This is a genomic window from Cupriavidus sp. OTU4054 (assembly GCF_038440175.1).
In the GTDB taxonomy this organism is placed as follows: Bacteria; Pseudomonadota; Gammaproteobacteria; order Burkholderiales; family Burkholderiaceae; genus Cupriavidus; species Cupriavidus pauculus_D.
The window spans coordinates 175,808-195,963 of record NZ_JASATF010000003.1; the positions used below are offsets into that span (position 1 = coordinate 175,808).

At 68.0% G+C, this 20,156-nt stretch carries 18 protein-coding genes; 8 read left to right on the top strand and 10 right to left on the bottom strand.

Features of this window, described 5'->3' with window-relative positions; translation table 11 throughout:
* Positions 1–7: 7 nt before the first annotated feature.
* Both AAHB16_RS05635 and AAHB16_RS05640 read left to right on the top strand, forming a co-directional pair.
* Positions 8–1,015 carry a D-2-hydroxyacid dehydrogenase gene (locus tag AAHB16_RS05635; RefSeq protein ID WP_150376804.1) on the top strand — a complete coding sequence of 336 codons (1,008 nt, stop codon included), beginning with the start codon at positions 8–10 and terminating at the stop codon, positions 1,013–1,015.
* Positions 1,016–1,146: 131 nt separating this feature from the next.
* Positions 1,147–1,557, top strand: a complete 411-nt coding sequence (locus tag AAHB16_RS05640; protein ID WP_150376805.1) for a response regulator — start codon at positions 1,147–1,149, stop codon at positions 1,555–1,557.
* Positions 1,558–1,562: 5 nt separating this feature from the next.
* Here the strand turns inward: AAHB16_RS05640 and AAHB16_RS05645 are convergent, their stop codons facing one another.
* Positions 1,563–2,216 carry an HD domain-containing protein gene (locus AAHB16_RS05645; protein WP_150376806.1) on the bottom strand — a complete coding sequence of 218 codons (654 nt, stop codon included), beginning with the start codon at positions 2,214–2,216 and terminating at the stop codon, positions 1,563–1,565.
* 130 nt (positions 2,217–2,346) lie between these two features.
* Here AAHB16_RS05645 and AAHB16_RS05650 point away from each other — a divergent pair, with 130 nt between their 5' ends.
* Positions 2,347–3,330: a GlxA family transcriptional regulator gene (locus tag AAHB16_RS05650; RefSeq protein ID WP_150376807.1), complete on the top strand. Its 984-nt coding sequence runs from the start codon at positions 2,347–2,349 to the stop codon at positions 3,328–3,330.
* A 19-nt stretch (positions 3,331–3,349) separates the two neighbouring features.
* Here the strand turns inward: AAHB16_RS05650 and AAHB16_RS05655 are convergent, their stop codons facing one another.
* The 4 genes from AAHB16_RS05655 to AAHB16_RS05670 form a co-directional block, all read right to left on the bottom strand.
* Positions 3,350–4,021, bottom strand: coding sequence for a CGNR zinc finger domain-containing protein (locus tag AAHB16_RS05655; RefSeq protein ID WP_150376808.1), 672 nt, complete (start codon positions 4,019–4,021; stop codon positions 3,350–3,352).
* 90 nt (positions 4,022–4,111) lie between these two features.
* A complete protein-coding gene (locus AAHB16_RS05660; protein WP_342050319.1) occupies positions 4,112–5,761 on the bottom strand; it encodes a TolC family protein in 1,650 nt (549 codons plus the stop codon).
* 1 nt (position 5,762) lies between these two features.
* On the bottom strand, positions 5,763–7,028 hold the full coding sequence (locus tag AAHB16_RS05665) for an efflux RND transporter periplasmic adaptor subunit (protein WP_150376809.1): 1,266 nt from the start codon (positions 7,026–7,028) through the stop codon (positions 5,763–5,765).
* Positions 7,025–10,198, bottom strand: coding sequence for an efflux RND transporter permease subunit (locus AAHB16_RS05670; RefSeq protein WP_342050320.1), 3,174 nt, complete (start codon positions 10,196–10,198; stop codon positions 7,025–7,027). Before AAHB16_RS05670 ends, AAHB16_RS05665 begins: the two co-directional genes overlap by 4 nt.
* A 167-nt stretch (positions 10,199–10,365) precedes the next feature.
* Here AAHB16_RS05670 and AAHB16_RS05675 point away from each other — a divergent pair, with 167 nt between their 5' ends.
* Together AAHB16_RS05675 and AAHB16_RS05680 are read left to right on the top strand one after the other, a co-directional pair.
* Positions 10,366–11,040 carry a heavy metal response regulator transcription factor gene (locus AAHB16_RS05675; RefSeq protein WP_109583381.1) on the top strand — a complete coding sequence of 225 codons (675 nt, stop codon included), beginning with the start codon at positions 10,366–10,368 and terminating at the stop codon, positions 11,038–11,040.
* The gene (locus AAHB16_RS05680; RefSeq protein WP_150376811.1) at positions 11,037–12,425 is read left to right on the top strand and encodes a heavy metal sensor histidine kinase; all 1,389 of its coding nucleotides are present in this window, start codon (positions 11,037–11,039) and stop codon (positions 12,423–12,425) included. Before AAHB16_RS05675 ends, AAHB16_RS05680 begins: the two co-directional genes overlap by 4 nt.
* 37 nt (positions 12,426–12,462) lie before the next feature.
* Here AAHB16_RS05680 and AAHB16_RS05685 read toward each other — a convergent pair whose 3' ends face one another.
* Positions 12,463–13,191, bottom strand: coding sequence for an SDR family oxidoreductase (locus AAHB16_RS05685; RefSeq protein ID WP_150376812.1), 729 nt, complete (start codon positions 13,189–13,191; stop codon positions 12,463–12,465).
* 167 nt (positions 13,192–13,358) lie between these two features.
* Here AAHB16_RS05685 and AAHB16_RS05690 point away from each other — a divergent pair, with 167 nt between their 5' ends.
* Together AAHB16_RS05690 and AAHB16_RS05695 are read left to right on the top strand one after the other, a co-directional pair.
* Positions 13,359–14,921 (top strand): class I adenylate-forming enzyme family protein, encoded by a 1,563-nt coding sequence (locus AAHB16_RS05690; RefSeq protein ID WP_342050321.1) that lies wholly within the window; start codon positions 13,359–13,361, stop codon positions 14,919–14,921.
* Between the two features lie 34 nt (positions 14,922–14,955).
* Positions 14,956–15,831, top strand: a complete 876-nt coding sequence (locus AAHB16_RS05695) for an IclR family transcriptional regulator (RefSeq protein WP_342050322.1) — start codon at positions 14,956–14,958, stop codon at positions 15,829–15,831.
* 36 nt (positions 15,832–15,867) lie between these two features.
* On the opposite strand, the gene AAHB16_RS05700 is transcribed toward AAHB16_RS05695, so the two are convergent.
* The 4 genes from AAHB16_RS05700 to AAHB16_RS05715 form a co-directional block, all read right to left on the bottom strand.
* A complete protein-coding gene (locus AAHB16_RS05700; RefSeq protein ID WP_342050323.1) occupies positions 15,868–16,671 on the bottom strand; it encodes an IclR family transcriptional regulator domain-containing protein in 804 nt (267 codons plus the stop codon).
* 69 nt (positions 16,672–16,740) lie between these two features.
* Complete coding sequence (locus AAHB16_RS05705; RefSeq protein WP_223851640.1) at positions 16,741–17,718, bottom strand: Bug family tripartite tricarboxylate transporter substrate binding protein; 978 nt, start codon at positions 17,716–17,718, stop codon at positions 16,741–16,743.
* A 42-nt stretch (positions 17,719–17,760) separates the two neighbouring features.
* Positions 17,761–18,153, bottom strand: a complete 393-nt coding sequence (locus tag AAHB16_RS05710) for a nuclear transport factor 2 family protein (RefSeq protein WP_150376816.1) — start codon at positions 18,151–18,153, stop codon at positions 17,761–17,763.
* A gap of 2 nt (positions 18,154–18,155) precedes the next feature.
* Positions 18,156–18,980, bottom strand: coding sequence for an alpha/beta fold hydrolase (locus AAHB16_RS05715; RefSeq protein WP_150376817.1), 825 nt, complete (start codon positions 18,978–18,980; stop codon positions 18,156–18,158).
* 217 nt (positions 18,981–19,197) lie between these two features.
* Between AAHB16_RS05715 and AAHB16_RS05720 the strand changes: the two genes are divergently transcribed.
* Complete coding sequence (locus tag AAHB16_RS05720) at positions 19,198–20,064, top strand: metal-dependent hydrolase (RefSeq protein ID WP_150376818.1); 867 nt, start codon at positions 19,198–19,200, stop codon at positions 20,062–20,064.
* Positions 20,065–20,156 lie beyond the last annotated feature (92 nt).

Below are 20,156 nucleotides of genomic sequence, written 5' to 3' on the forward strand. Positions count from 1 at the left end.
AGGGAGCATGTCTGACGCTGGTGCCGCGCCGCTGCGGATTCTGATGTCCGATGCCGCGCGCGAGCAGTACGCGGCTTCGATCGATACGGCATTGGCCGGCCGCCCCTGGGTGCCCGTGCAGGTGCCGTCGGTCGAGGATCGCACCATCGTCGATGCCGATATCGCGTTTGTCTCGCGCGACGTCACGGGGCTCTCCACCAAGCACGAGATCCAGCCCGTCACGGGCCGGTTCTATACCGCGATGCTGGAAGCACCGTCGCTGCGCTGGGCGCACGTGCATTCCGCGGGCGCCGATCGCGCGGTGTTCGTGCAGCTGCGCGAGCGCGGCGTGACGGTGACTACCTCGTCCGGCGCCAATGCGGGTGTGGTCGCGCAGACCGCGCTGGCGGGACTGCTGGCGCTGGCGCGGCATCTGCCGCTGCTCTACGACGCGCAGCGCGAACGCCGCTGGGCGCCGCTCATGCGCTCCGGCATGCCGCGCGACCTGCAGGGACAGACCGCGACGATCGTCGGCTGGGGGCCCATCGGTCAGCAGATCGGCGCGGTGCTCCGGCTGTTCGGCATGAAGCTGATCGTCGTGCGCCAGCGCGCCACGCCGGCCGGCCCCGATTGCGAGACCGTGACGTTCGCCGGTTTTCGTGCGGTGCTGCCGCGTACCGACTGGCTGATACTCGCGTGCCCACTCACGGGTGACACGCGTGGCCTCGTCGATGCGGCGGCGCTGGCCGGCCTCGCCGACGGGGCGCGGCTCGTCAACGTCTCGCGCGGCGAAGTCGTCGATGAGCCGGCGCTGATCGACGCGCTCGGTTCCGGCAAGCTGGCCGGCGCCTACCTCGACGTGTTCGCGCACGAGCCGCTGCCCGAGGCGTCGCCGCTGTGGACGCTGCCGAACGTCATCGCCACGCCCCATAGCGCGGGTTTCTCGGATGGCAACGCGGCGCGCGTGGTCGAGATCTTCCTGGACAACCTGCGCAGCTTCGGCCGCGGCGAGCCGATGCGCAACGTGGTGGGCTGAGCTGGAGTGTGAGACGAAATTTCGCCTCACACATGCAGAAAAGGCTTACAGCATTTGCGGAAGCCATCGTATTCCGCAAGCCTGGATGAGCGTGCATGATGAGGGCTCGATAACTCGCCTCTGGTCATGCCGTGTCATCGCAGCGAAATCTCCCGTCCTCCCCTCGCATCCTCGTCGCCGAGGACCATCCGGTCTGCGCGTTGGTGCTCAAGAACGACCTCGCCGAGCTCGGCGCCTTCGATATCGCCGTATGCGACTGCGGCGTCAGCGCGTGGCGCGCATGGCTGCGCGCGCCCGCCGCGCTGCTGATCACCGATCTCAATATGCCTCGCATGGACGGCATGACGCTTGCGCGGGCCATTCGCGCGGCCGAGGTGCGCACGAGCCACCGGACCGTGATTGCCGCGCTCACGGCCTCGTTCACGCCGACCCAGCGCATGCATTGCGCGCAGTCCGGTATCGACGAGCTGCTGCTCAAACCGCTGGAGCTCGGCGCGCTCGAGGCGCTGCTGAAGCGGCACCTCGTCGGCCAACGCGCGTAGCCGCCTCAGCCCTTCCACGCGGAGTTGCGGATCACGCTGCAGAAGTTGCCGCGATGGAAGTGCGGCTCCTTGTCCGCGATGACATCGGCCTTGACGTTGCCGAACGTGGTATCGGGCTTGTGCCGGATGCCGTCGTAGAACGCCTGCAGGATGTCTTCCTTGAAATGCTCGGTGCGCGGGTGCTGGTGCACAACGGCCTCGCGATGGTCGTCGCTGAACTGGTCGTAGCGAATGCCGAGCACATCCATCTCCACCCCCGTCGTCACGAGCGCGACGACCGGATGCATGAACTCCGGAATGCCGGGCGTCGTGTGCAGCGCGATGGCGGTCCACACCGTATCGATATCGCGCTGGTCGATGCCGCGGCTGCGCAGGAAGGCCGCGGCCGCATTGGCGCCATCTACCTCGAAGCGTTTGTCGGCACTGCCGTGCTGCGGCGTCAGGCCCATGTCGTGGAACATCGCACCCGCATAGAGGAGCTCGGCGTCGTAGTCCACGCCCTGGCGCAGGCCCATGCGCTGGCCCGTGAGCGCGGCCCAGTAATAGACGCGGCTGGAATGGTTGAACAGCAGCGCGGATTCGGTGTCGCGGACGACTTCGGTGATTTCGCGCGCGAGCTTGCTGTCGGGAATGGCGATGCCGCCGATCGAGAATTGCATGGCTGACTCCTTGGTTGCAGCGTGATGTGCTGGGGTTGAATCGAGTGTAGGAGCGCGGGTATGATGGCTGCAATCGTCGTGTAACGACGATTTAAGACATACGCGACAGACGCGGACCGGAGGATGCCCCATGCCATCGCGCACCATTGCCATCGTCGCCACGCAGGGCGTGCAGCTGCTCGACGTCTCGGGGCCGCTCGACGTGTTCGCGGAGGCCAACGCGCAGTCGGGCACGGAGGCCTACCGGTTGCAGGTGATCGGTGTCCGGCGCGGCCCCATCGAGTCGTCGTCGCGCGTGCGGCTGCTTCCGGACCTGGTCATCGAGAACGATCCGCACGGGCGCGGCCTGCCGCGCGTGCACACGATGCTCGTGGCCGGTGCGCCGCATATCGCGGACGCGGCGCCCGATGCCATGCTCGCGCACTGGCTCCGCAATGTGGTGCCGTACGTCAGGCGCTACGGTTCAGTGTGCAGCGGCGCGTTTATCCTTGCGGAAGCGGGACTGCTGTCCGGCAAGCGGCTCACCACCCACTGGGCGGTGGCCGACGAGCTCGCCCGGCGCCATCCCGACCTCACGATCGATGTCGATGCGATCCACGTGCGCGACGGCAAGCTGCGCACCGCGGCCGGCGTGACAGCGGGGCTGGATCTCGCGCTGGCGCTCGTGGAAGAGGACCTCGGCCGCGAGGTGGCGATGCGCGTGGCGAGCCAGCTCGTGATGTACTTCAAGCGGCCGGGTGGGCAGGCGCAGTTCAGTCGTCGCGCGGCACCTGCCGCGGAGAATCGCTCGGCATTGCAGGAATTACAACGCTGGGTCGCCGCGCATCCGGCGGCGCGGCACGATGTGCCCGCGCTGGCCGCGCGCATCGGCGTCAGCGCGCGTCATCTGACGCGGCTCTTTCGCGAGGAGATCGGCATTACGCCGGCTAGCTGGGTGGAGGCCGCGCGGGTATCGGCCGCGCGAGAGCTGCTGGAGCAGGGCCACCTTGCACCGAAGCAGGTCGCGGCCGAGTGTGGTTTCTCCAGCGTGGATACGTTGCGTCGCGCGTTTCTGCGCGTGGTCGGCGTGACGCCGGCCGACTATCGCAAGCGGCACGCGCTCGGCGCGCGTTGAAACGGGCCCGGACGTGAGGTCAGGCGGCGTCGCTCTTGTTGTTCGCGTTGGCCGCACCCGCCGCATTGGCGGCAGCGGTAGCAGTGGCTTCACGCTTGCGATACGCGGCCACCTTGTGGCGGTTGCCGCAGAGCGCCATGCTGCACCAGCGGCGGCGATGCGCGCGCGTGCGGTCGTAGAACCACATCGAGCACGTTTCGCTTTCGCATTTGCGGATCAGCGAGAAGTCGCCGTTCGCGAGCAGATCCGCGGCGGACAGTGCCAGCGGGACCAGGCACTGCATCGGCGTGTCGGTCGGATAGACACGCGCGAGGCGAATCCTGCCGCTCTCGGCGGGCGTGAGTAACGCGCGGCAGGCATCGGCTGCAAGATAATCATTGAGCAGCGTCACGTCGACGTCGCCATTGGCCTTGCGCTGGCTCACGGCCTTGCGCAGCGACTCGCGCAGCGCGGTGGCCGCGGCGAGCAGGCCCTGCGGACGATGCTCGGGCATTTCGCCGTTGGGCAGCAGCGACACGCGCTCGAGCCATTGCCATACATCCTCGTCGGTCTGCCAGCGGTCGACCGGTGCATCGAGCGCGCGCTCGAGCGTATTCAGCAGGTCCAGTGCGGGATGGTCGGCGAGTAGCCGGGGCGCATCGGAAGACGTGTTGTTGGACGAAGCCGTTGACGAAGTGGAGGCGGGCGACATCGATGGAGCTCCTGCAAGTTCGCGTGAACAGCGTTCGAATGTAATGCAAAACGCTTGCGCCGGCAGGTCCTTTCAACAAAATGCGTGCGGTTACTGAGCATGTGCCATCGCAGACGGCGATGAATTCGACGCGTGTGGCGATGGCTCTTCCCCATTTGATGCGCGCCAGCCGCCGCCGAGGGACTTCACGAGCAGGACATTCGCGGTCCATGCGCGCCGTCGCACGGACTCCAGCGCACGCGCGTCCGCGAGCGCGTTGGCCTGCAATACGCTGACGTCCAGATACGACACCGCACCCAGCCGATAGCGGTCGAGTCCCGCGCGCAACGCCACCGCGGAGGCATCGGCCGCGATGCGATCGTTGTCCGTTGCATCGCGCAAGGCTTGCACGGAGGCGTACCCATCTTCCACCTCCTGCATCGCGCGCAGCACGGTCTGGCGGTAGTCGGCCGCGCTGGCGTCGAAGCGCGCGTACGCGCTGTCTTCGCCGGCCTGCCGTCGTCCTCCATCGAACAGCGTGCCCGCGATGGCAGGCCCCACGGCCCAGAAACGGCTCGGCGCGGTGAGCCACCCGGCGAGCCCCGAGCTCTCGAAGCCGAGCCCGAGGTTCAGCATCAGGTCCGGGAAGAATGCCGCGCGCGCGACGCCGATATCCGCGTTGGCCGCGGCGACGCGACGTTCCGCGGCGGCGATATCGGGGCGGCGTTCGAGCAGTTGCGAGGGGACTGCGCGCGGGGCGGCCGGCATCTGGGCGATATCGGCATAGAGGTCATCGTTGTTGCAATTATTACCAGTGCAATCGAGCGTTGTGCCGAACGTCGGCATGTCATGCGCAATTTTTGCATCGGCGCGCGCGGGCAGCGAGAACGTGCTGGCGGACTCGCCGAGCAACGTGGCCAGCGCATGTTCGATCTGCGTGCGCGACAGCTGCACGTCGGCGAGCTGCGCGCGCGTGGACGCGAGTTGCGCGCGGGATTGCGCGACGTCGCCTTCGATCGCGATGCCGTTGCGGTAGCGGTTGGTGACGAGGTCCAGCACGGCCTGGTAGGTATCGATCGTGCGCGTGAGCAGCCCAGCCTCTCGGTCGAGCGAGCGAATGGCCAGGTAGTCGATGGCGATATCGGCCTGCACGCCGAGCCTTACCGCCGCCACGTCGTCGGCGCTGGCGTCCACGCGTGCCTGCGCGGCATCGACTTCGTTGCGGATGCGGCCAAACAGGTCGGGCTCCCACGAGGCCGTGATGCCGAGCGCGTGGTCGGGCGTCGTATGTCCCGCGAGCGAGTGGCCGCGCACGTTCGCCGACAGGTGGTTGCTCGTGACGCTCGCGCCCGCGCCGACGGTCGGATAGAACTGCGAGCGCGCGGCGCTGACCTGCGTGCGCGCGTCCTGCAGCAGGGCCACGGCCTTGATCACGGTCTGGCTCGTGATGTCGACGCGCGCTTCGAGCGCGTCGAGGTCCTTGTCGCCATAGGCGCGCCACCATTCGGGTGCGATATGCGAGGGGCCGCCCGGATGGGCGGGGGTGGCGCTGGCTTGCGCGTAGTCGCTGCGCGCGCCGGCATAGGTCTCCCGGTATGCGGTGGGCAGCGTCATCGTGGGCCGTTGATAGACGGGGGCGGTGGAGCACCCCGCAGTGAGTGCGGCAACGAACGCGGCAACGAACGCGGCAACCGACGCGGCAGATAGCGCGGGCATCGGGACGGGCATCGGGACGGGGATAGGGCCAATGCGGATAGGCATCTCAGGCTCCCTGCGTGCCGTCGGTGGCCACGCGCACCGTCGTGCCATCGACCACCGCATCGCCGGGGTTGAGCACCACGCGCTCGCCACCTTGCAGGCCGCTGCGGATCTCGACATGCGAGCCGAAGTCGCGCCCCAGCGATACCGGTACGAGCCGCAGCTTCGACGCGGAATCGACCACCGCGACGAACGTGCCGCGCGGGAGGAAGACGAGCGTGCTGGCCGGGAGGTCGAAGCCGGGCTGCGCCGCGTGCAGGGACAGATGGGCTTCGGCGTAGGCGCCAGGCAGGATGCTGCCGTTCTGGCCGTCGGCATCGAGCTCCACGCGCAGCGTGCGCGTGACGGGATCGATGGCCTCCGCGTTGCGGGCGACCGTTGCGGGAAACTTGCGGCCCGGCCATTGGGGCAGCGCGAGCCATGCCTCGGTCTTGCCGTCGAGCAGGGCGCTGTCGCTTTGCGGCAGCTGCACATAGACACGCAGGCGGTTGCCCTGCGACAGATGGAACAACTCGGCACCGCGGCCCTGGCCCTGCGTCAGGTTCTGGCTCGTGCCCGAGGTCGTGTTGCTGCTGCCGGCATCGATGAGCGCGCCGGTATCGACGTTGCGCGCGGTGATGACGCCATCGAACGGGGCGCGCACATGCGTGTAGTCGAGCAACTGCGCGAGCCGCGAGACGTTGGCGTTGGCGGCCGCGAGCAGGGCGCGCGTGGCTTCCATCTCGGCGGTCTTCTGGTCCGCGTCCTGTTGCGCGACCGAATGCGCGGCGAGCATGTCGCGCCAGCGGGCGGCGGTTTGCTGGGCGATCGCGAAGTTGGCCGTGGCGGTGGCCACGTCGGCGCGAGCCTGCCTCAGCTGGTCCGAGATTTCGGGGGCATCGATATCGGCGAGCAGCTGGCCGGCTTTCACGGGCGTGCCGATATCGACGTACCAGTGGCGCAGATAGCCGCTGATGCGCGCGCGCACGGCCGCATCTTCATAGGCCTGCACGTCGGCGGGCAGGGTCAGGTCCGTGGTCGCGGGCGCTTTGCGGGGCTGCGTGACTGCGACCACGGGCGCGGCATTGTCGGCGGTACGTGCGTCGAGCACGGCGGTGGCGTGCAGGCGCGGCAGGATGCCGGTGACCAGCGCGGCGGTCACGATCGCCGCGGCGGCGACGATACCGATCGCGAGGGCCTTGCGATGACCGCGCGTGGGCCGCGGGCCGGCCGAGTTTGCCGCGGGGCTGGATGGCGTCTGTACGGACGTGTCGGGAACGGGCGCGTTCATGCGAGGCCTTTCTGGGGAGCAGCGGGGAGTAGGGAAGACGTGCCCTTGCCGCGCACGCCATGCAGCAGCGCGAACAGCACGGGAACGAGTACGAGTGTGGCGACGGTGCCGCAGGCGAGTCCACCGATGACCGCGCGGCCGAGCGGCGCGTTCTGCGCGCCGGCGCCGCCGGAGCCGAGCGCCATCGGGATCATGCCGAACAGCATGGCCAGCGCGGTCATGACCACCGGGCGGAAGCGCGCGATACCGGCCTCCAGCGCGGCCTGCAGCGGCGCGGCGCCCTCCGCCAGCAGTTCGCGCGCGCGGCTCACCACGAGAATGCTGTTCGCGGTGGCGATGCCGATACACATGATCGCGCCCGTGAGCGCCGGCACGCTGATCGTCGTGCCGGTCACGAACAGCATCCACGCCATGCCCGACATCGCCACCGGCAGACCGCCGATGATCGCGACCGGATCGCGCCAGGACTGGAAGTTGACGACCATCAGCAGGTACACGAGCACGATGGCGCCGGCGAGCCCGGTGATCAGCCCGAAGAACGACTGCTGCATCGTGCTGACCTGCCCGCGCACGACGATGGTCGAGCCGGGCGGCAGCTCCTTGCGGATCTGCGCGACCATGCGGTCGATCTCGCGCGCCACGGCACCGAGGTCGCGGCCGCGCACGGCACCGAAGATATCGAGCACGGGCTGCACGTTGTAGTGCGAGACCACACCTTCCTCGTTGATACGAGAGATATGGCCGAACAGGCCGATCTCCGCCGCGCCGCCGTTGCGGCCCGTATTGAGTCCGAGATTGACCGGAATATTGGCAAGCGTCTGCAGCGAGCCCATCGCGTACTGCGGCACCGACACCACGAGCGGATAGCTGACGCCATTCGCCGGATTGAGCCAGAAGTTCGGCGTGGTCTGGCTGCTGCCCGAGAGCGCGATCAGCAGGTTCTGCGCGACCTCGCGCTGCGTCAGGCCGGCCTGCAACGCACGCGTGCGATCGACATCGACGGTCAGCGCGGGCTGGTCGGCCGGCTGCTGGATATGCACGTCGGCCAGGCCCGGCACCTGCGTCATCATCGTCGCGAGCTTCTGGGCGACCACGCGGTTGCCGGCAAGATTGTTGCCCACGATCTGTACGTCGATCGGTGACGGCAGGCCGAAGTTCAGGATCTGGCTGACGATATCGGCGGGCAGGAACGAGAAGCTCACGCCCGGAAACGCCTTGGGCAGGGCCGCGGCCAGCCGTTCGACATCGGGCGCGGTGGCCCCGCCGTTGGGCTTGAGCGTGACGAGGATTTCGGCATCGCCGGTGCCGATGGGCAGCGTCGAGTCGTAGGTCAGGTTTATACCGCTGACCGGCAGGCCGATGTTGTCGACGATATCGGCCACGCGATCCGCGCCCACGACGCTCCGGATCTTCGCTTCCACGAGGTCCGCGATGCGCGCGGTTTCCTCGATGCGAGTCCCGGTGCGCGCGCGCATGTGAATCCGAATCTCGCCGCTGTCCACGGCCGGGAAGAAGTCCTGGCCGAGCCACGGCACGAGCGTCAGCGACGCGGCGCAGGCGAGCGCGAAGCCGATGACCGCGCGCTTCGGTGCAGCCAGCACGGCCGTCAGCACGGCCGAGTACCGCGCGCGCACTGCCTCGAACCCGCGCTCGAAGCGCTGGTGCCAGGCGGACGGTGTGCCGTGCGACTCCCCGCGGAGGATGTAATGCGCGAGCGTCGGCAGCAGCGTGCGCGACAGGAAGTAGGACGCCATCATCGCGAAGACCACGGACTCCGCCAGCGGCACGAACAGATAGCGCGCCACGCCGGAGAGCAGGAACATCGGCAGGAACACGATGCAGATGCACAGCGTGGAGACCAGCGTCGGCAGCGCGATCTGCGCGGAGCCGTCGAGGATGGCCTGCTCGAGCGGCTTGCCCGCCTCGCGATGGTGCGTGATGTTCTCGATCGCCACGGTCGCGTCGTCCACGAGCACGCCCACCGCCAGCGCGAGGCCGCCCAGCGTCATGATGTTCAGTGTCTGGCCGAGCGCGGACAGCGCGATCAGCGCCGCGAGCACGGACAGCGGAATCGTGATGCCGATGATCAGCGTCGAGCGCCAGCTGCCGAGGAACAGCAGGATCATCGTTGCCGTGAGGCAGGCCGCGACCAGCGCTTCGTGCAGCACGCCATGGATGGCCGCCGTGACGAACACCGACTGGTCCGAAATCGGCTGGACCTCGAGCGCCTTGGGCAGCCCCGCCGTGATGCGCGGCAGCAGCGCCTTGATCTGGGCGATGATCGTCAGCGTGGAAGCATTGCCGCTCTTCTCGACCTCGAGCAGCGCCGCGCGCTTGCCGTCGCGGCGCACGATATTGGTCTGCGGCGCGTAGCCATCCCGCACATGGGCGACATCGCGCACGTAGATCATCGTGCCATCGGCGCCGGCCCGCACGGGCAGGTCGTTCAGCGCATCGACGGTGGCCGTGCTGCCGTTGAGGTCGACGCGGTACTCGAGCGCGCCGATTTTCGCGGTGCCGCCCGGCAGGATCAGGCTCTGCGCGTTGATCGCGTTGACCACGTCGAGCGGGGACAGCCCGCGCGCCTGCAGGGCATGGCTGTCGATATCGACCATGACCTGCCGCACCTTGCCGCCATAGGGCAGCGGGATGGCCGCGCCCTGCACGGTCGAAAGCTGCGTGCGGATGAAGTTGTTGCCCAGGTCGTACAGCGTCTGCTCGGGCAGCGTCTTGCTGCCGAGCGCCAGCCGCAGGATGGGGACGGTGGAGGCGCTGTAGCTGAGCACGAGCGGCGGCGTGGTGCCCGGCGGCAGCAGCCGCAGGATCGACTGCGCGCCCGAGGAAGCCTGGGCGATGGCGCGCGTCACGTCCGCGCCCGGGTGGAAGAACACCTTGATCACGGCCACGCCGGCCACGGTCTGCGACTCGATATGCTCGATATTGTCGACATCGCTGGTCAGCGATCGCTCGTAGACCGTCACGATGCGCCGCGACATGTCCTCGGCGGACAGCCCGTTGTAGTTCCAGACGATGCTGACCACGGGGATGTCGATCGCCGGCAGGATATCGGTCGGCGTGCGCAGCAGCGCCAGCGGTCCGGCAATCAGCAGGCAGATGGCGAGCACGACGAAGGTATAGGGCCGCGACAGGGCGAGCCGGACGATCCACATGCGGGGGCTCCGAGGGTGTGTTTTTACCGAAACGGAGTCTAAGGAGTGGTCGGCTCGCCGATTGGGGACAAAACCATTACAGTTCTGTCATGCACTTCGGGGTGCGCGGACCCTATCATCGAGTCAACCTGAACAACAGTGTCCCGGTACGGAAAGATGGAGCAGCAATGAGAATCCTGGTGGTGGAGGACGAGCCGAAAACGGCCGAATACCTGCGCAAGGGACTGACCGAGTCGGCCTTCGTGGTCGATCTGGCCGTGACCGGCCGGGACGGGCTGCACCAGGCGCTCGAGACCGACTACGACCTCGTCATCCTGGACGTGATGCTGCCCGGCATGAACGGCTGGGAAGTCCTCAAGCAGCTGCGCGAGCAGAAAGACACCCCCGTGCTGTTCCTGACCGCGCGGGACGACGTGGACGACCGCGTGCGGGGGCTCGAACTCGGCGGTGACGACTATCTGGCCAAGCCGTTCGCGTTCGTCGAGCTGCTGGCCCGCGTCCGTACGCTGCTGCGCCGCGGTCCCGTGCGCGAGTCCGAGCGCATCGAGATCGAGGATCTGGAGATCGATCTGATCCGCCACCGCGTGCTGCGCGCCGGCCAGCGCATCGACCTCACGCCGCGCGAGTTCGCGCTGCTCCATTTCCTGGCGCGCCGCCACGGCGAGGTCCTCAGCCGCACGCAGATCGCCTCCCATGTCTGGGACATGAACTTCGATAGCGATACCAATGTGGTCGACGTCGCCATCCGCCGCCTGCGCGCGAAGATGGACGACCAGTTCGCGCCCAAGCTGATCCACAGCGTGCGCGGCATCGGCTACGTGCTAGAGAACCGCAGATCGTGAGGCGCGGTCATTCGCTGACGCTGCGCCTGGCGCTGGCGTTCTCGCTCGTGGGCGGCATCGCGTTCGCATGCGTGGGCGCCTATCTCTATCGCGCGCTGGCCACGCAGATCATCGAGCGCGACGATGCCGAACTGATGCGCAAGGCCGTGCGCGTGCGCGCCGAGCTGGCCGTCCATCATGCGACGGCGGCCGATCGTTGGCGCGAGGTCAGCGCCGTGATGTCGGGCAACGACGAGTTCGGCCTCGATATCCGCGATGCCGGCGGCGTGCTCATGGTGGAGGCCAATCCCGACGGGAGCGCTTTCCCCGAGATGGCGGTGGTGCCCGTGTCGCAGCCCGTGACGCGCGATGCGGTCTATCTGTGGCGCAGCATGCACGATTACCCGGTGCGCGGGCTGGCGCTCGATGCGGCCGTGGCCGACAACGGCCCGACCGTGCGCGTGACGATCTATCAGGTGGCGCGGTCGCGCGTGCAGCTATTGCGCGCGTATCGCTGGAAGCTGCTGGCGGCGGCCGGTATCGGCGCGCTGACGGTCGGGCTGCTCGGCTTCGCGGCTCTGCGCGCGGGCATGGCGCCGCTGCGGCGCATGGCGGCCGGCACCGAATCGGTGACGTTCTCCAGCGTCGCGCTGCCGATCGATCCGTCGCAACTGCCGCGCGAACTCGAGGAACTGGCGCTCGCGCTGCAGCAGATGATCGTGCGGCTGCAGGAGGCCTACGACCGGCTGTCGCGCTTCTCCTCGGACCTCGCGCACGACTTCCGCACGCCCATCGGCAATCTGCTCGGCCAGACGCAGGTGGCGCTGTCGAGCGAGCGGACGGCCGAGGAATATCAGGCGCTGCTGGCTTCCAACGTGGAAGAGTACGAGCGGCTGTCGCGGATGATCGAGAACATGCTGTTCCTGGCGCGCGCCGACAACGCGCGGGTGGCCATCAACGTGGTGGAACTCGACCTGGCGTCCGAACTGAGCCGGCAGGCCGACTACTTCGAATTGCTGGCCGATGCCAAGCAGATCTCGTTCGGCGTGGATGCGAAGGGCACGGTCAGGGCGGACGCGATGCTGCTTCGGCGCGCGCTGAGCAACCTGATCTCGAACGCGGTCCGGCACACGCCGGAGGGGCAGCGTATCTTCCTGACCGCGACGCAGGACGCCACCACCACGCGGATCGAGGTCAGTAACCCGGGGCCCGGCATTCCGGCCGAGGATCTGCCGAAGATCTTCGACCGATTTTTCCGCGGCGATCCGGCCCGCACGAACTCGGGCGAGTCGTCGGGCATCGGGCTGGCCATCGTCAAGACCATCATGGACCTCCATCGCGGCAGCGTGGAGGTGGAGTCCGAGCCGGGCGGCATGACGCGCTTCCGGCTGGTCTTTCCGCGTTGATTGGGGCCAGGCGGGACCAGGCGGGGGTGGGGGGCGGTCAGAACGACTCCATCCACGGGCGGATATCGAGTTCGTGCGTCCACGCGTCGCGCGGCTGGTTGTGCAGCATCCAGTAGGTGTCCGCGATGTGCTCGGGGTTGACGATGCCTTCCTGCTCCTTGAGCTTGTACCGCTCGGGGAACGTCTCGCGGATGAACTCGGTGTCGATGGCCCCGTCCACGATCAGCTGGGCGACGTGAAGCCCCTTCGGCCCGAGTTCGCGCGCCATCGATTGCGCCAGCGCGCGTAGCCCGTGCTTGGCCCCCGCAAAGGCCGCATACCCCGCGCGGCCGCGCAGGCTCGCGGTGGCGCCGGTAAAGAAGATCGAGCCCCGTTCGCGGGGCAGCATCACGCGCGCGGCCTCGCGGCCCATCAGGAAGCCCGCGAAACAGGCCATTTCCCACACCTTGTAATAGACACGCGCGGTCGTCTCGACGATATCGAAGCGTACGTTCGCGCCGATATTGAACACGGCAACCTCGATGGGCGCGATATCGGTCTCGATCTTGCGGAACAGTTCGGCAACCTCGTCCTCCTTGCGCGCGTCGGAGCCGAACGCATGGGCCACGCCGCCCTCGGCCTCGATCTGGGCGACCAGCGGCGCGAGCTTTTCCGCATTGCGGCGCGTCACGCAGGCGATATAGCCCTCGCGCGCGAAGCGCCGCGCGATCGCACCGCCGGTGGCGTCTCCCGCGCCGATCACGAGCACCGCTTTCTTTTCAGCCATCGAAGTCTCCGTATTGTCTGAATTGCAGAATCATGGACTGCATATCGGTTCAGTATGGCGTTCGGACTTCCCATCGTCAACCTTTTGGCCGCCACAAATTGCTGTTTTAGACCGCATTGCGGTATATTGGATTGCACAGCGGTTTATAAAATCCATGGAGACATTCGATGACCCGTTCCCCCGCCGCGCGTATCCGCCGTATCCATGAAGCCATTCTGCCGTGGGTCGCGCGCGATCCTGCGGCGCCCGCGCTCGAGGACAGGCGGAGCCGCCTGAGTTATGGCGAGCTCGCGCTGGCCGTGTCGCGTGGCGCGGCGCAGTTGCGCGCGCTCGGTGTCCGGGGCGGCGATCGCGTGCTGCTGGTCGCGGAGAACTGCGTGGCGGTCGGCGCGCTCGTGCTGGCGGCCAGCACGATCGATGCGTGGGTCGCCGTCGTCAATGCGCGGCTGTCGCCGCGCGAGATCGACAACTTTGTCGCGCACTCGGGCGCGCGGCGGGTGCTGTATATGACCGAGGTCTCGGCCGAGGCGCGCGCGCATGCCGACCGGGCCGGGGCCGAGGATCAGGCATGGCACCTGCTCGGCCAGATCGGCGTCGGTCCGCTCAACGCGGACGCCATCGCGGAACCCGTGCACGACGATCCGCGCAGGCAGGTGGCCGCGCTGATCTATACGTCCGGCACATCGGGCGACCCCAAGGGGGTGATGCTCAGTCATGAGAGCCTGCTGCATGTGGCCGAGTTGTCGCGGCGCCTTCGCCGGCTCGGGCCATCCGACCGCTTCTATGGCGTATTGCCGATGGCCCATATCGTGGGCCTGTCGTCGCAATTGCTCGGCGCGCTGTCGAGCGGCGCGTCGATCGTGTTCGAAGAGCGCTTTCAGCCCGATCGCCTCGTCCATGCGCTGAAGGCGGACGGCGTGACGATCCTGCTCGGTGTGCCGGCCATCTACGCGAAGCTCGTGGACTGGTGCCGTCGCCACGCGGTGTCGCTCGCGGGAACGCCGCTGCGTTTCGCGGGCACCGCGGGCGCGCCGCTGACGCCCGAGCTCAAGGCCAATGCGGAAGCGTTGATGCATCAGCCGCTGCACAACGGCTATGGCCTGACCGAGATGGCACCGACGGTCGCGCAGACGCTGTTCGACGCGCCGCGTACGGACTGCGCGGTGGGGCAGCCCGTGCCCGGCGTCGAGGTGCGCATCGTGGACCCGGCCGATCCCGCGGGGCGGCCCGTGCCGCGCGGCGAGGTCGGCGAACTATGGGTGCGGGGCGCGGGGCTGATGCTTGGCTACTATCGCGCGCCGGAACTTACGCGCGCGGTCATCGACGGCGAAGGATGGTTCAATACGGGCGACCTGGCGCGGCAGGACGACGATGATGCGCTGTTCGTCGTGGGCCGCACCAAGGAGCTGATCATCCGGTCCGGCTTCAACGTTTATCCGGTGGAGGTGGAACAGGCGATCAACTGCCATCCGGCGGTCGTCCAGTCGGCCGTCGTGGGACGCGACGTGCGGGACAACGAGGAGGTGGTCGCGTTCGTGGAGCTGGCCGCCAACGCCGTGCTCGATGCCGATACGCTGGCCGCTTTCCTGCGCGAACGGCTATCGCCGTACAAGGTGCCGTCGGAGATTCGCTTCCTCGCGCAATTGCCGGCCGCCCCCACGGGTAAAATACGCAAGCACGAACTCAGGGCGCTGGCCGACGCGGCTCGGCCAGCGCCCGTTTCCTCCTGACCTCTTGAGCCACGCCGCCATGGACTTCGCCAGCATGAAACCACGCAATGACCGGTCGGACGCGCAGCCTTTGCAGGACGAGGCGGACGCGGGGGCCGACCTCGAGGACGCGCTTGCCGGCGACCTTGCGCAGGATCGCCATTTCGTCACGGCCCTCGCGCGCGGGCTCGAGGTGTTGAGCGCGTTTCGCAGCGGCGACAGCTTTCTGGCCAATCACGAACTGGCCGAACGCACGCGCCTGCCGAAGTCCACGGTCACGCGCCTGACCTACACGCTGACGAAGCTCGGCTATCTGCACGTGGTGCCGGAGTCCGGCAAGTACCGGCTCGGAACGGCCACGGGCGCACTCGGCAGCGCGATGCTCGCCAACCTCGACGTGCGCCAGGTGGCGCGGCCCCTGATGCAGGCGCTCGCGGCGGAGACCGGCGCCGTCATCGCGATGTCCGCGCGCGACCAGCTGTCGATGCTCTATCTGGAATGCTGCCGCAGCACCTCGATCGTCACGCTGAGCCTCGACGTCGGCTCGCGCATTCCGCTCGGCACATCGGCCGCGGGCCGCGCGCTGCTGGCGGCCGTGGCGCCGAGCGAGCGGACCGGGCTGATGGAGCGGCTGCGCGCGCTCGACGAAGGCAACTGGCCGCAGATCCAGCGCGGTATCGATGGCGCGATTGCGGACTTCCAGCAGAGCCAGTGCGCGTATTCGGTCGGAGACTGGGTGCGCGAGGTGCATGCGGTAGCGACGTCGCTGAACCCGGGCCGCGGCCTGCCGCTGATGGCGCTGAGCGCGGCCGGTGCGGCGCAGTATTTTCCCGAGGCGCGCCTGCGCGACGAAATTCGCCCACGCCTGCTCGAAACCGTGCGAGAGATCGAGCGCCGGCTGGGCCAGCGCTACGGCGAGGATCACGCCTGATGCGGAGGTAATGCGGCCACGCGTTACGGCCGCGCGTTACTGCCGCGCGCGCAGCGCGTCGTTGATATCGCGGGCCGTGGCCTCGAGGATCGGGAAGAACGCCTGCATCATGTGTTCCTCCGAGAGCCGTTGGGCGTGCCCCGCGAGGTTGATGGCCGCGATGACGTCGCCCGCGCGGTTGCGCAGGGGCATGGCCAGCGCGACGAGGCTCGACTCGAGCTCCTGGTTCACGAAGCAGTAACCCTGATCGCGCGTCCGCACGATCGCTTCCCGAAGCTTCTCCCGGTCCGTCGTGCTCTGCGGCGTGTAGGGCCGCACATCGCTGCGGCGCAGACGGTCGTCGAGCGTCGCGTCGTCGAGCGCCGCGAGCAGCAGGCGTCCGTGGGCAGTGGCCCATGCGGGCAGGCGCGTGCCGACCGACAGATTCAGCGACATCACGCGCCGCGTGGACGCGCGCGCGACGTACACCACGTCGAGGTCGTCGAGGACGCAGACCGAGCACGACTCGCCGGTCTTCTCGGCCACCGCCACGACGTAGGGTTCCACGATCTCCGCCACGGTCAGCCCCGACAGATACGAATAGCCGAGCCGCATGACCTTCGGCGTAAGCCGGAAGATGCGGCCCTGCTGCGTAGCGTAGCCGAGATGGCACAGCGTCAGCAGCAGGCGCCGCGCGGCCGCGCGGCTGACGTTGGCCGCCTCGGCCACTTCCGACAGCGTGAGTTCCGCGCGATCGTCGCCGAACGCCTCGATCACGGAGAGCCCCCTCGCGAACGAGTCCACAAAGTTGTTGGGGCCGATCGCGTTGGGGCCGATCGGGTTGTCGGAATCCGGAACCATGGACAAAGGGGGAGGGAGCACAAAGGACGCGGCTATTCTAGCGCACGCCTTCCGCGACGATGCCCCCGCTCATTCCGCCTGGATGCCCGCCGCGCGGATGGTGGTGCGATAGCGCACGAGCTGTTCGTCCACGAGCTTTGCAAGGCTCGCCGGCGTGGACGGCGTCGCCGTGAAGCCCTGCTTCTCCAGTACGGCCAGCACCTCCGGATCTTTCATCGCCGCGGTGAATGCTTCACGGACTTTCGTCAGCGCGGGCTCCGGTGTGCCGGCCGGGGCGAACAACCCTGCCCACGACGTGATGGTGAATCCCTTGACGCCGGCTTCCTTCATCGTCGGCACGTCGGGCAACAGCGGGCTGCGGGCCTCGGACGTGGTGGCCAGCACGCGCAGCTTGCCCGAGGCGAGGTGCGTCAGGCCCAGCGTGGGATTGCCGAACATCATCTGCACGCGGTTGTCGAGCAGATCGACGATCGCGGCCGGTTCGCCCTTGTAGGCCACGGAGACGAGGTCGATGTTCGAGATCGCATTGAACTGCAGCGAGGAGACGAGCGCCGTGGTGTTGCCGGTGGCGTAGTTGAGCTTGCCCGGATGCGCCTTCGCATAGGCGATGAATTCCGGCAGCGTCTTCGCGGGGCTGGCCGCGTTCACATAGAGGAAGAACGTATAGCGGCCGAGCTCCGTGATCGGCGCGAAGCTCTTTACCGGGTCGTACGGCAGCTTGAGCCGCAGCGCGGGCGATGCCGAGAACGCGCTGTTGGTGCCGAACAGCAGCGTCTGGCCGTCGGGTTTGGCCCGCGCGACTTCGGTCGCCGAAATCATCCCGTCGGCACCGGCCTTGTTGTCGACGATCATCGGCTGGCCGAGCTTTGCGGCGGCCGATCGTGCAAGTGCGCGTGCGATGACGTCGGATGCGGCGCCGGCCGGGAAGGGTACGACGAGGCGTACGGGGCCGTTGGGGAAGTCCGCGGCGTGCGCCGGGGCGGCCGCGATCCATGTGGCGGCCAGCGTCGAGGCCGCGAGCAGGGTGGTCTTGACGAGTGTTTTCACGATTTGTCTCCTCACTGGGTTGGCTTTGTCAGGGACCGGGTTTCAGGGACCGAAGCTCGAGCGCATCTGGATGCCCCAGCGGCCGTCGACACGCGTGAGGACGTAGAGCGATGCATAGACGCCGATCACCGAGCCGTCGCCGCGAAAGCGCGTGTAGCTGAGCGCGACATGCGCCTTGTTGCCGCCGAACTGCACGAGCTCGCGCTCGCGCCACGTGCTGTAGCGCCAGTCGTCCTCGTCGCGCAGTTTCTGGAAGAGGTCCATCGGGTTGCTGCCGGCGGCCTCGTACACCTTGATGTTGCCGCCCGCGAAACGCACGTGCGGAAAGTGCATGCACGCGTCCATCGCGTCGGCATCGTGTGCGTTGAGCGCTGCCATGAAGCGGTCCAGCACGTCGCGGCACGCCGCGTCGATCTCGGTTCTTTCGTCTGCCATGTTCAGAGTGGAAAGGTTGGGGAAAAAACGGTGGGGGAAGCAAGAAAGGCGCGCACGGCCGTGTGAAAGGCTTCGGGTGCGCCCAGCGGGGCGAGGTGGGCCACGGGGAGTTCGAGGTAGCGGCTGCCGGAGATTGCGCGATGCAGGGCCTGACCGAGCGCGGGTGGCGTGGCGAGGTCTTCGGTGCCTGCGATGACGAGCGTTGGCACATCGATCGCCGCGAGCGCCGCGGTCCGGTCGAAGCGCATCACGGCGCTTGCGCAGGCGGCATAGCCCGCCACCGTGGTCGCGCCGAACATCTCGACGAGCGACCGGTGCAGGGCCGGCTGGCGCCCGGCGTGCGCGGGCGTGAGCCAGCGCGCGACCGTGGCCTCGGCGATCGCGGCGGTCCCCGCGGCGCGGGCCTTGTCGATGCGTGCCTCCCAGAACTGGCGGGCCTCCGCATTGGGCGCGAACCGCGCGGCCGTGTTGGCGAGTACGAGCGCCTCCAGCCGGTGCGGCGCCGCGAGCGCGAGCTCGATGCCGATGGCCGCGCCCATCGATACCCCGCAGTAGCGGAACGTGCCGATGCCGGCCGCGTCGAGCGCGTCCAGCAGGGCGGTGCCGAGGTCGCCGAGCGTCGCGTCCTGGCCCATGTGAGTGAACTCCGCCTGCCCGCCGTGGCCTGGGGCGTCGAAGCAGACGATATGGAAGTCCGCGCCGAGTGCCGCAACGGTGGCGGCCCAGAGTCGGCGATCGGTACCCAGCGAATTGCCGAGGACGAGCACGGGGGCGCGCGTCGTGCCGGCGTGGTGCAGTGTCAGTCGCTGCCCGTCTGGCGCCGTCATCGTGAAATCTCCCTGTCCCTGTCGTTGTCGTCGTGCGCTGTGCGCACACATGTGCGTATAGCGAATGCAATGACGGAAGTATTGGTCGGGAGATTCGCGTCTGTCAAGCGAGCGGCCTTTGCATATTTCGAACCGTTACACGCGGTTGACAGGCCACTTGCCGATGCAAATACTCGCGGAGCGTTGCCCCTATCGAAACAAGAAACGAGGACGAACGATGATCAGACGCAGCCTGCTTTGCATTGCTTCCGCCGTAGCCCTGCTGTCCGGCTGCGCCACGACCGCGACGACCGGTGCGGTGCCGCAGCCGCAGCCACCGGGCAAGATCGCCGCGGGCAAGGCCGAGGTGCTCTGGCTCGGCCAGGCCGCCACGCGCATCACGACGCCGGGCGGCAAGGTCATCGTCATCGACCCGTGGCTCGTCACCAATCCGAAGACGCCGGCCGCGTACAAGGACCTGTCCGCGCTGGGCAAGGTCGATCTGATTCTCGTCACGCATGCGCACAACGACCATCTGGCCGATGCGCCCGCGCTGGCGAAGTTGAACAACGCGCCGATCTGGAACGGCGGCGGCATGGGTCAGGCGCTGGTGTCGCTGGAGATGGTGCCGCCCGCGCTCGCGCAACGGTTCGGCAAGAGCGGCACGATCATGCCGTTCGGGCCCAATGGGGTGAAGATCACCGCCGTGCATGCCGAGCATTCGTCGGAACTGGTCTGGAAGAACCCGGCCACGAACAAGGACGAGACCCACTACGGCGGCGAACCCGTGGGCTACATCATCGAACTCGAGAACGGTTTCAAGATCTGGCACATGGGCGATACCGGCCTGTTCGGCGACATGCGTCTGATCGGCGAGCGCTACAAGCCTGACCTCGTGATGATTCCGATCGGCGGGCACTTCACGATGGGGCCGCAGGAAGCGGCCAGCGCGGTGCGCGAGATGATCAAGCCGAAGTATGCGATTCCGATCCACTACCAGACGTTTCCGCTGCTGCGCGGCACGCCGGCCGAGTTCAATGCCGCGCTGGGCGTGACCGGTACCAGCGTGATCGTGCCGGAGCCGGGCCAGAAGGTGGACTTCTGATGGACCGCCAGCGACGACTGATCTGCGCATCGGGCATCGCCATCGGGCTGGCGGCGGGGCTCGGCGCCTGCGCGTCCGGCGCCGGCACGCGA